The sequence below is a fragment of the Arthrobacter sp. 2YAF22_2 genome, from assembly GCF_052114645.1.
Classification (GTDB): domain Bacteria; phylum Actinomycetota; class Actinomycetes; order Actinomycetales; family Micrococcaceae; genus Arthrobacter.
Genome location: NZ_JBFRFD010000057.1, coordinates 1 through 10,321, shown reverse-complemented (window position 1 = coordinate 10,321; position 10,321 = coordinate 1). Strand labels below are relative to the sequence as shown.

The window sequence follows — 10,321 nt, the reverse complement described above, 5'->3', positions numbered from 1 at the left end:
CCGACGGCAGCGAGGATGTCCTTCACCCGCTGCAGCTGCTCCGCCGAACAGTGCTTCCCGGCGGAGACAGACACGACGCCGCGGCCCAGTTTCGCCGGAGTGTTCGGCATCGAGCGGATCACCGGCTGCCCGGCCGGAAGTGCAGCCTCCAGTTGTTCCAGCGACACGGCGGCGGCGACGCTGACCACAATGGTCTCCGGCGAGAGTGAGCCACTGATCTCGCGGGCCAGCGCGGCGATGCCCACGGGCTTGACGCCCAGGATCACGACGGCGGCGCCGGTAGCGGCCTGCGCGTTGTTCTCCGGTTCTTCTTCGCCCGCGATGGCCGTAATCCCGTGATGCCGTTCGGCCAGTTCGGCGGCCCGTACTGCCCGTCGGACGGTGGCGACGATGTCCGCCGGGTCCGCCCCGCCGGCGATCAGGCCACCCATGATTGCCTCGTTCATTGACCCACAGCCCAGGAATGCGATTCGGTTGCTCATGCCCCCATCATTGCAGTCCGCCCCGATTCACAGCCAGCTCACATCTTCAGCGCAGGTTGTTCTCAAACTCGGTGATTAGCGTAGTTATTACCTCATTGAGGGGTGCGAGTGATGATATGGCAGTCATGCGGATGTCTGCCGGCACCGGTGGTTTGCAGCGGGTTTCCCCCATTTTTCCCGCAGCCGACCGCCGGTGCCATTCTCTTTTTAACGTGGCTCTAAGCCGGCGCTGCTTGATCCGGTTCAGTCCCCGGTAACCCGCTTCGCCTCGGCTTCCCRCACGCGCGCTTCCAGGAATCTCCGGTCGGCCGCGTTTTCGGCCAGCCGCAGTGCTGCGCTGTACGCTGCGGCCGCTTCGGCAGGGCGGTCCAGCCGGCGCAGGAAATCGGCCCGGACGGCGTGGAACAGGTGGTAGTTTTCCAGCCTCAGCCCGTCGACGAGGCCCAGGGCACCTTCCGGGCCCTCCACCTCCGCGAGTGCCACGGCGCGGTTGAGGGCCACGACCGGCCCGGGAGCGACCGCGACGAGCTGATCGTAGAGCCGGAGAATCTGGCGCCAGTCCGTCTTTGCGGCCTCAGGCGCGTCGGAGTGGACCGCATTGATCGCGGCCTGAAGCTGGTACGGCCCGGGCTGATTTCGCCGCAGGCACTGGTGCACCAGTTCCTGGCCTTCCCTGACTAGGGCACGATCCCAGAGCCCGCGGTCCTGATCGGCCAAGAGGACGGGCCCACCGCCGGCCTGCCGGGCGCCCCGCCGTGATTCGGTGAGCAGCATCAGTGCCAGCAGGCCTTTGACTTCGGGTTCGTCCGGCATCAGGGCCGTCAGCAGGCGGCCCAGCCTGATGGCTTCCCGGCAGAGGTCCTGCCGGGGCTCGGGGCCTCCGGAGCCGGAACTGTAACCCTCGTTGAAGATCAGGTAGACCACCGCGAGCACCGGCGGCAGGCGGGCCGGGAGCTCCGCTCCGCGCGGCACCCGATACGGAATCCTGGCGACCCGGATCTTTGTTTTGGCCCGAACGAGGCGCTGGGCCATGGTGGCTTCGGGCACCAGGAACGCGCGGGCGATTTCCGCCGTCGTCAGTCCGCCCAGCAGCCGCAGGGTCAGCGCCACCTGGACGTTGACGGCCAAAGCCGGGTGGCAGCAGGTGAAGATCAGCCGCAGCCGGTCATCGTCCACCATGCGCTCCCTGGAGAGTTCTGCAACCACATGCTCCTCGGGCGTCGGTACTGCCGGAGCGAGAGCTTCCGCCAGCATTACTGCCTCGAGCTGTCTGTCGCCGCGGCCGGACTCGCGGCGCAGCCGGTCAATGGCCCGGTTTCTTGCCGTGGTGATGATCCAGCCCGCGGGGCTCGGCGGCAGACCGGTTGAGGGCCAGCGCCCCACCGCCAGGGTGAACGCGTCCTGAACGGCATCCTCGGCGGCGTCGATGTCGCCCAGCACCCGGGTCAGGACGGCGACCGCACGACCGTATTCGCGCCGGAAGACGGCCGCGACGTCCGCCTCCGCCGCGGGTGCCCGGGCGGGCTCGGGCGGCGGGGCGGCGGACAACGATTCGCTGGCCATTCGCGGTGGCACCTAGTGCTGGACGGGCCGCACTTCGATGGGCAGGGTGGTGGCGCGGGCCAGTCTCCCTGCCCAGCCGAGTGCGGCGTCGAGGTCCGGCGCCTCTATGACGGTGAAGCCGCCGAGGTGCTCCTTGGCTTCGGCGAAGGGGCCGTCCGTGATGAGCACCTCGGTGCCTTGCTGCCGGACCACGGTGGCGGTGTCGGTGGGGTGGAGCCCGGCGGCGAAGACCCAGACACCGGCGGCCTTCATGTCACGGTTCAGAGCCTCAAGGTCCTGCATGATGGGCGCCAGGACTTCCGGGGCCGGGGCCGGTCCGACGGGCTGGTAAACGCTGAGCAAGTACTGTGCCATGGTGCTGTCCTCCTCGACAATGGGCCGGCTCCGTGCCGGCCTTTCACCTACTAGACGAACGGCGTGCGTCCGGATCGACAGGTACGCGGCCGGCTGGCCAGGCGCCGGCGGAATACATTCATCGGACCGGCGCCATGGCGTCGGGCGTCTGCGGCTCGGCGGGGACACGGGTCTGGGTGACGTGGGGCGCGGGCTGCAGCGGCCCCTCGGAGACCAACTGGTCCAGCCTGCGCAGGATGAGTCCCTCCCGCAGCGCCCACGGGCAGATCTCCAGGCTGGGGAATTGGAACAGCTCGAGGGCGGCCTCGGCCACCAGGGCTCCGGCCAGCAGTTGCGGCGCCCGGGCGTCCGAGACGCCCGGGAGGTGGAGCCGGTCATCGATCTGCATCGCGGAAATCCGCTGCGCCCAGAGGCCCAGGTCCGACGCGAACAGTTCCCGCTTGACGTAGGGCCCCGCCGCGCTGGGGGCCGCGCCGGCGATGCGCGCCAGCGAACGGAATGTCTTGGACGTGCCAGCGACGAGGTTGGCGCGGCCCAGCTTTTGGAAGCTACGGACCGCGGGTTTGAGCGTGGCTCGGATATAGCGGCGCAGCTCCTTGACGCTCTTGGCCGACGGCGGATCGTCGTGCAGCCAGTCCCGGGTCAGCCTGCTCGCCCCGAGCGGCACGGACAGCGCCAGCTCGGGCAGTTCGTCCTGGCCCAACGCCATTTCGAAGGAGCCGCCGCCAATGTCGAGGTCAAGGATGGGTCCGGCGCCCCACCCGTACCAGCGGCGGACGGCGAAGAACGTCATGGATGCCTCGTCGCTGCCGGACAGCTCCCGGAGCGTCACGGTGGTCTCATGTTTGACCCGGGCCAACACGGCGGCCCCGTTGGTCGCTTCGCGGACGGCCGAGGTGCAGAACGCCAGCAGATCCTCGGCCTTGTGCTTGGCCGCGAACTCCCACGCCTCCAGGACAAACTCGATCAGCTCATGTTGCCCGGCGTCATTGATGTTGCCGTCCCCGTCGAGGAACTGCACCAGGGACAGCGGGCGTTTGTGGGAGGCAAAGGCAACCGGGCGCGCGCCGGGGTGGGCGTCCACCAGGAGGAGGTGGACAGTGTTGGACCCGATATCGAGGACGCCTAGCCGCATGCTGCCATTATTCTCCCCGGACGGGCCCTGCCCTAACCGGGCACCCTAAGCGGGCTTGGTCCCTGGGCTCGTCCCCCCGGGCTAGGCCTGGTTGCCGTCCTCGGCCGCGTCCGGCTCCTCCTCGGAGGGCTTGAAGTCGCGCCGGATGTTGGCCACGCCCTCCGGATCGATTTCGAAGCCGAAGGCCGCCCCGGGGTTGATGACCATGCCGAGCTGGTCCCCGAGGTTGCCGAGGATCGCAGCGCCCTGCGTGCCCAGCACATTCGGGGCCGCCGCGAGGTACTGCTCACTGACGCGGCTCGGGTGCGAGAAGACGGCCAGTACAGGTTGGCCCCCGGAGTTGGCGAGCACGAGCGGCTCGACTTGGGAATCGGGGCCGTCGACCGTGTCGGAGCTGACGATGTAGACCTCGTTGTTGAGGAAGGACAGAATGACGTCCACCGGGTTGGCGTCCGGCTGCTCCCCCCGGGCGAGCTTCTCCTCGAGGTCGTTGAGAGGCTGGAGATCCATGGGTGCTGGCTGTTCAGTCATGTTCCTACTCGATCACGTTCGGGCCGGGCACCGCAATTCCGCGTTGCCCCGGCCGCCCCCGCCCTACTTCTTCGCGGCAGCCTTGCGCGCCGGGGGCTTGCGGGCCGTCGTCGTGCGCTTAACCGGTCCCTTGGCGCGCTTTTCGGCGAGGAGTTCGACGGCGCGTTCCCGGGTCAGCTCCTCGATCGCGGTGCTCCGGGGCACGGTGATGTTGGTGACGCCGTCGGTGATGTACGGGCCGAAGCGGCCCTCCTTCACCACAATGTTCTTCTCCGAGACCGGATCCGGGCCGAACTCGGCCAGCGGCGCTACTGCGGCGCGGGCGCCGCGCTGCTTGGGCTGCGAGTAAATCTCCAGCGCCTGGTCCAACGTGATCGTGAAGATCTCCTCCTCCGAGCCGATGGAACGGGAGTCGGTGCCCTTCTTCAGGTACGGGCCGAAGCGGCCGTTTTGCACCGTGATCGGGTTGCCCTCGGTGTCCTGGCCGAGAACCCGCGGCAGGCTCATGAGCTGAAGGGCCTCATCCAGGGTGACGCTGTCCACGCTCATGGAGGCGAAAAGCGATCCGGTGCGCGGCTTGGCCTTGACCGGCTTCTTCGGCGGCTTCGGCTTGCCGTTCTTGTAATACTCCACCGGCTGGTTGGCGAGCTGTTCCTCGGTCATCTCCGGGATGATCTCGGTGACGTACGCGCCGTAGCGGCCGTTCTTTGCCACGACCGTGTGGCCGGTGTGCGGGTCCGCGCCGAGCACGCGCTCCTCGGGGGCGGCGGTCTCCATCAGCTCGATGGCCTTGGCGGCGGTGAGCTCATCCGGGGCCAGGTCTTCCGGGACGTTGGCGCGGGCGGACTCGACCACCTCGCCGGTCTTCGGGTCCACGGTGGGGACGGAGCTTTCCAGGTACGGGCCGAACTTGCCCACCCGCAGGGTGATTCCGTCCGTGACGGGGATGGAGTTAATCTCGCGGGCGTCAATCTCGCCGAGGTTGTTCACAATGCTCAGCAACCCCGGCTCGGAGTCCTCGCCGAAGTAGAAGTGCTTGAGCCACGCCGGGCCGGCCGCCTGGCCGTTGGCAATCTTGTCCAGGTCCGCTTCCATGTCGGCGGTGAACTCGTAGTCCACATAGTCGTGGAAATGCTGCTCGAGGAGCCGGATCACGGAGAACGCGATCCAGCTCGGCACGAGCGCGGACCCCTGCTTCCGGACGTACCCGCGGTCCTGGATGGTGGAAATCGTGGAGGCGTAGGTCGACGGGCGGCCGATGCCGCGCTTTTCCAGCTCCGCGGTCAGGGAAGCTTCGGTGTAGCGCGGCGGCGGCGAGGTTTCGTGCCCGACGGCGACGATGTCCGAAGCGGTGAGCGCATCGTCCTTGGCCACGTTGGGCAGCCGGCGTGCTTCCTCGGAGTCCTCGTCCCCGCGGCTCTCGTCCTTGCCTTCTTCGTAGGCCGCGAGGAACCCGGGGAAGGTGATGACGGTACCGGAAGCGGAAAATTCGGTGTCCCGGCCGGCGGCCGCGCCGCTGGCGGTGACGGCGCCGAGCCGGATCGTGGCGGTGGAACCCTTGGCGTCGGCCATCTGGGAGGCTACGGTGCGCTTCCAGATCAGCTCGTAGAGGCGGAACTCGTCGCCGGAGAGCTGCTTAGCGACCTGCGCCGGGGTGCGGAAGGAGTCGCCGGCGGGACGGATGGCCTCGTGGGCTTCCTGCGCGTTGGCCGCCTTGCCGGTGTAGACGCGGGGCGCCTGCGGGACGTACTCGGGGCCGTACAGCTCCGAGGCCTGGCGCCGCGCGGCGGTGACGGCCTCGTTGCTCAGGGCGGACGAGTCCGTACGCATATAGGTGATGTAGCCGTTTTCGTAGAGGCGCTGGGCCACCTGCATGGTGCTCTTCGAGGAGAAGCGCAGCTTGCGGCCGGCCTCCTGCTGCAGCGTGGAGGTGGTGAACGGCGCCGCGGGACGGCGGGTGTAGGGCTTGGTGTCGACCGAGCGGACCCGGAAGTCGGCGTCCTGCAGGCCGGCGGCCAAGGCAGTGGCGAGTTCCTGGTCAATGTGCACGACGTTGCGCGAGGTGAGTACGCCGTCGTCGTTGAAGTCCCGGCCGCTGGCGACCTTGGCACCGTCGACGGCGGCCAGTTTCGCTTTGAAAGAGCCGGAATCCGCGCCGAACTGGCCGGTCAGATCCCAGTAGGCCGCGGACTTGAACGCCATCCGCTCGCGTTCGCGGTCCACCACCATGCGGGTCACGACCGACTGCACGCGGCCGGCGGACAGGCCGCGGGCCACCTTGCGCCACAGCACCGGGGAAATCTCGTAGCCGTAGAGGCGGTCCAGCACGCGGCGGGTTTCCTGCGCGTCCACCAGATCCTGGTCCACATCGCGCAGATTGTCCATCGCGCGGTGGATGGCTTCCTTGGTGATTTCACCGAAGGTCATCCGGTACACCGGCACCTTGGGCTTGAGGACTTCCAGCAGGTGCCACGCGATGGCCTCGCCCTCGCGGTCCCCATCGGTTGCGAGATAGAGGGCGTCGGCGTCCTTGAGCGCAGCCTTGAGCTCGGTCACCTTTTTCTTCTTGTCCGGCGACACCACGTAATACGGCTTGAAGTCATGGTCAATGTCGACGGCGAACTTGCCCACCGACGTTTTCTTCAAATCTGCAGGGAGCTCCGAGGGCTGCGGCAGGTCTCGGATGTGACCGATGGAGGCCTCAACGATGAAACCTTCGCCGAGGTACTTGGCGATGGTCTTACTCTTGGCGGGAGACTCCACAATCACGAGTTTCTTGCCGGTGGGGGCCTTGCTTGGCACGGTGCTCCTACAGAAAATGGTGGCTCGGGCAGATGCGCCCATACCCGCCTAGTTCACCATATTTTGCAGATTCCCGCGCATCCGGGTCCGAAATGAACACGGCATGAACACGGCGCGACACCCGATGCGTGCACGGTACGCAGCTAGGGACGGGCTGTTTAGGGACCCCCCCGGCCTTGGGCATCGGCGGCGTTCCCGATTCGCTGGCACCGCCGCCCGGGTTTGCGCCGCAACGTGGGTGCCTCTGGCCGGAGCGCACCTCAAAAGATATAGTAAGCATACTGATGACTAGTCAGCTCGTGTCACCCGATCCCAATCAAGGAGAAGCTGTGAGCACCAAGGTTGAAAAGCGCATTCTGGTCAATGTTCCCGTGAGCGTTGCCTACAACCAGTGGACCCAGTTCGAGGAATTTCCCCACTTTATGGGAGGCGTGAAGAGCGTCAAGCAGTTCAGTGACGACCGGCTGGAATGGACAGCAGAGATAGCCGGCGTACGCAGGCAGTGGCAGGCACGGATTGTCGAGCAGGTGCCGGGCCAACGAGTTTCCTGGGCGGCCACGGAGGGCGCGACCAACGCCGGGGCCGTCACTTTCGAAGACCTCGGCGGCGGGCAGACCTCCGTCCAACTTTCCCTCGAATATGAACCCGAAGGCCTGGTTGAAAAGGTCGGCGACAAGTTGAATGTTGTGGAGAAGCAGGCGGATAGCGACCTCAACCGGTTCAAGGCCTTCGTCGAAGATGAAGGATATGCCACGGGGGCTTGGCGCGGATCCGTCGGTGCAGGCGTCGCGGCGGGGACCCCCGGCATTGACGCGGCCGCCGGATCGCGCGGGGACAGCGGCAAAGCCGGCGTATCAGGCAAGGTCATTGCGGGCCTCGGCCTCGCCGCCGCGGCCGCTGCAGGCGTTGCCGCCGCAACCGGGCGCAAGGACACCGCAGACGGCCCGGCGCACGAAGAAGCGGCGGGTACCCCCCTTACTGCGGCGCCGCCCATGACAGTTCCGCCCACAACCGTCCCGCCCACGGGCACCACAGGAAGTGTTTTCCCGGGTGAGGAACTGGCGCCAAGCGAGGGGCTGGCCACGAAAGCAGCACCGTCGGCCAACGAGGCTGGCACCCGGCCCGACGCCAAGCCATTTGACCAGACCAACGGCCTGGTGGACACCGAAGGCGAGTCCGACGGGACGGCCGCGAGCGACACCCTGAGCCCGGCGGACCGCGCAGCCGGCACCGAACGTGGATCCGGCGTCGTCCCGCCGGCCGGCGGCAGCCTGGGCCAGCACTAGGCGGGCGCCCGACTCCGAGCAATAACCCCTYGGAGCAGGACGGCCCCGCGCGACGGGTAATTCGCGCGGGGCCGTCCTGCCATGTTCTCGGACGATGGGGACAAGGCCCAGCCCGGCCGCCGGCCTCGCGGGACAGCCGAGAGGCGAGGCCGGGGGAACGCACCCGGCCCGAAAAAAATTGATAAGCATGCTTGCCAAGTCGGTAGTAAGCATGCTTATCGTAGTCACGTCGGAGATCGCACTGGACGGCCTCCACACACTGGCCGAACATCGCCAAGCCGACGCATCGCTACTGGACCCGGTCGCCGGACCGCACGCCATCCTGGCACCGGACCGGCCGGCAGTTAATGAATGACAATCCAAGGAGACACCATGATCACCAAGGAACACATCGACGACCTGCTCAGCCGCAACGGCAACATCCTTTCCACCGACGGTGACAAGATCGGTTCGATCGGACAGGTCTACACCGACGACGACAGCGGCCAGCCAACGTGGGTCACGGCCAAGACCGGCTTGTTTGGCACCTCACAGACATTCGTGCCACTCGAAGGGGCCCAGGTCCGGGGAGACGACGTCGTCGTCCCGTACCCCAAGGACCTGGTCAAGGATGCTCCGCGGGTCGACGTCGACGGACACCTAGAGCCTGCCGAGGAAGACCGGCTCTACCAGCACTACCAGCTCAGCGGCGTCCGGACGTACTCGGATGCCGCCAACGGCCGGGACTCCGTCAACCCCGGCGAGAACACCGGCCGCTTCGAAGGCCAGGAGAGGACCGGAACCGTCGGCCGCGACACGTCCGGCCCGACCACGGACGACGCGATGACCCGCTCGGAGGAACGCCTGAACGTTGGCACCGAGAAGCAGGAAACGGGTCGGGTGAGGCTGCGCAAGTACGTGACCACCGAGAACGTCACCCAGACGGTTCCGGTCCAGCGCGAAGAAGTCCGGCTCGAACGCGAACCGATCACCGATGCCAACCGGGGCCGGGCCGTGTCCGGCCAGGACATCAGCGAGGAGGAGCACGAGGTAATCCTTCACGAGGAGCGCCCGGTCGTGGAGAAGGAAACGGTGCCGGTCGAACGCGTCCGGCTCGGCACCGAGACCGTCACCGATGAGGCGACCGTCGACGAGGAAGTCCGCAAGGAACGCATCGAAACCGACGGCACGGGCGAGACCCGCCGCTAAGGGCYGGCAACCGCACGACACAGAAGCAAGGCCGGGGCAAGGGGCCAACAACCCTCACCCCGGCCTTCTTCACGCCCTGCAGCCGCTCAGGAGGCCGGCGCGGCGCTGCCCCGGTCGTCCGGGATCATCGACCACATGGTAGCCATCCGCGCAGTGCCCTCCGGAATATGGTCCGGATCCTCGAGCTCGTAGTCCTTGAGGAGCTCAAAGATCCGCTCGTTCAGTTCGGCGCGCTGGGCCGGGGTCAGGTACAGCAGGTTGCTGGCCAACACCACCGAGGACGGCCTGTCGCCAGAGTCGCCGCGCTGGCGCTCTTCGTCGCGGATCTTGGCGTACGCCTTAACCCGGCGCCGGTAGGCGTCCAGTTCAAGGTCCAGCACGGCAAACTCCGGACTCGCCGGCCCCCCGCCCGAATGGATCATGAAGTCGGTGCCGGCCGCCTTCCAGCGGCGCTCCCGCGCGTCGCCGGCAGTGGCTGCGGGCACCACGATGCCCCACTTTTGCAGCGCGCGCAGGTGGTAGCTCATGGCACTCGGCGTGAGACCGGTCTGGGCGGCCAGCTCGGTGGCCGTGCGGCTGACCTGGGTCGAATACAGCTCGGAGATGACCTCGAGCCGCGCGGCGTGCGCCAGCGCCCGGATGGCCTTCGGGTCGGTGATTTCGACCTTCTTTTCCGGACGCGGCCTGCGTTTAGCGGCCGGCGCGGCAGGCGGCGCGGCGACTGCCTGCGCCTTTGGGTTTTCAGCGTTCACCCTTTCAGTCTATCGACGCGTGCCAAACTATGAAAGAACTGCTTGACACTGCGCTGCACGACCAACTATCTTGTCACTTATGAAGCATACATTTCATAAAATGCGAGCGTCGGCGGATGCTCCTTCCCTCTGGCGTAACCGCGACTTCCTGCTCGCCAGCAGCTCCCGTTTCCTGGCCACCGCCGGCATGGGCGCCGTCGTCGTCAGCGTGATGCTGCACCTGCAGAC

The 10,321-nt window shown here is 67.2% G+C and carries 10 protein-coding genes; 3 read left to right on the top strand and 7 right to left on the bottom strand.

From position 1 onward, the window contains the following. The 6 genes from AB4Y86_RS04155 to topA all read right to left on the bottom strand — a co-directional run. On the bottom strand, positions 1 to 482 hold a 482-nt coding region (locus tag AB4Y86_RS04155; RefSeq protein WP_441400344.1), incomplete at its 3' end, for a pyrroline-5-carboxylate reductase family protein. Between the two features lie 243 nt (positions 483 to 725). Beyond that, positions 726 to 2,045 carry an RNA polymerase sigma factor gene (locus AB4Y86_RS04150; RefSeq protein WP_441400342.1) on the bottom strand — a complete coding sequence of 440 codons (1,320 nt, stop codon included), beginning with the start codon at positions 2,043 to 2,045 and terminating at the stop codon, positions 726 to 728. A gap of 12 nt (positions 2,046 to 2,057) precedes the next feature. Next, complete coding sequence (locus AB4Y86_RS04145; RefSeq protein WP_441400340.1) at positions 2,058 to 2,399, bottom strand: YciI family protein; 342 nt, start codon at positions 2,397 to 2,399, stop codon at positions 2,058 to 2,060. Positions 2,400 to 2,517: 118 nt separating this feature from the next. Then, a complete protein-coding gene (locus AB4Y86_RS04140) occupies positions 2,518 to 3,534 on the bottom strand; it encodes a Ppx/GppA phosphatase family protein (RefSeq protein WP_441400339.1) in 1,017 nt (338 codons plus the stop codon). Positions 3,535 to 3,615: 81 nt separating this feature from the next. Then, complete coding sequence (locus tag AB4Y86_RS04135) at positions 3,616 to 4,065, bottom strand: SseB family protein (RefSeq protein WP_441400337.1); 450 nt, start codon at positions 4,063 to 4,065, stop codon at positions 3,616 to 3,618. 63 nt (positions 4,066 to 4,128) lie between these two features. Further along, complete coding sequence (gene topA, locus AB4Y86_RS04130) at positions 4,129 to 6,867, bottom strand: type I DNA topoisomerase (protein WP_441400335.1); 2,739 nt, start codon at positions 6,865 to 6,867, stop codon at positions 4,129 to 4,131. Between the two features lie 329 nt (positions 6,868 to 7,196). On the opposite strand from topA, the gene AB4Y86_RS04125 reads away from it, so the two are divergent. The 3 genes from AB4Y86_RS04125 (at position 7,197) to AB4Y86_RS04115 (ending at position 9,341) form a co-directional block, all read left to right on the top strand. Beyond that, positions 7,197 to 8,153: an SRPBCC family protein gene (locus tag AB4Y86_RS04125; RefSeq protein WP_441400333.1), complete on the top strand. Its 957-nt coding sequence runs from the start codon at positions 7,197 to 7,199 to the stop codon at positions 8,151 to 8,153. Positions 8,154 to 8,364: 211 nt separating this feature from the next. Then, complete coding sequence (locus AB4Y86_RS04120) at positions 8,365 to 8,508, top strand: hypothetical protein (RefSeq protein WP_441400331.1); 144 nt, start codon at positions 8,365 to 8,367, stop codon at positions 8,506 to 8,508. A gap of 17 nt (positions 8,509 to 8,525) precedes the next feature. Then, positions 8,526 to 9,341 (top strand): DUF2382 domain-containing protein, encoded by an 816-nt coding sequence (locus tag AB4Y86_RS04115; protein ID WP_441400329.1) that lies wholly within the window; start codon positions 8,526 to 8,528, stop codon positions 9,339 to 9,341. Between the two features lie 86 nt (positions 9,342 to 9,427). On the opposite strand, the gene AB4Y86_RS04110 is transcribed toward AB4Y86_RS04115, so the two are convergent. Beyond that, on the bottom strand, positions 9,428 to 10,093 hold the full coding sequence (locus AB4Y86_RS04110) for an ArsR/SmtB family transcription factor (protein WP_441400327.1): 666 nt from the start codon (positions 10,091 to 10,093) through the stop codon (positions 9,428 to 9,430). Positions 10,094 to 10,321: the final 228 nt, after the last annotated feature.

Bases quoted from the DNA above. Each gene is read 5' to 3' on its own strand.
- AB4Y86_RS04145 (WP_441400340.1), bottom strand. From the start codon at position 2,399: ATGGCACAGTACTTGCTCAGCGTTTACCAGCCCGTCGGACCGGCCCCG.
- AB4Y86_RS04140 (WP_441400339.1), bottom strand. From the start codon at position 3,534: ATGCGGCTAGGCGTCCTCGATATCGGGTCCAACACTGTCCACCTCCTC.
- AB4Y86_RS04135 (WP_441400337.1), bottom strand. From the start codon at position 4,065: ATGACTGAACAGCCAGCACCCATGGATCTCCAGCCTCTCAACGACCTC.
- AB4Y86_RS04120 (WP_441400331.1), top strand. From the start codon at position 8,365: ATGCTTATCGTAGTCACGTCGGAGATCGCACTGGACGGCCTCCACACA.
- AB4Y86_RS04115 (WP_441400329.1), top strand. From the start codon at position 8,526: ATGATCACCAAGGAACACATCGACGACCTGCTCAGCCGCAACGGCAAC.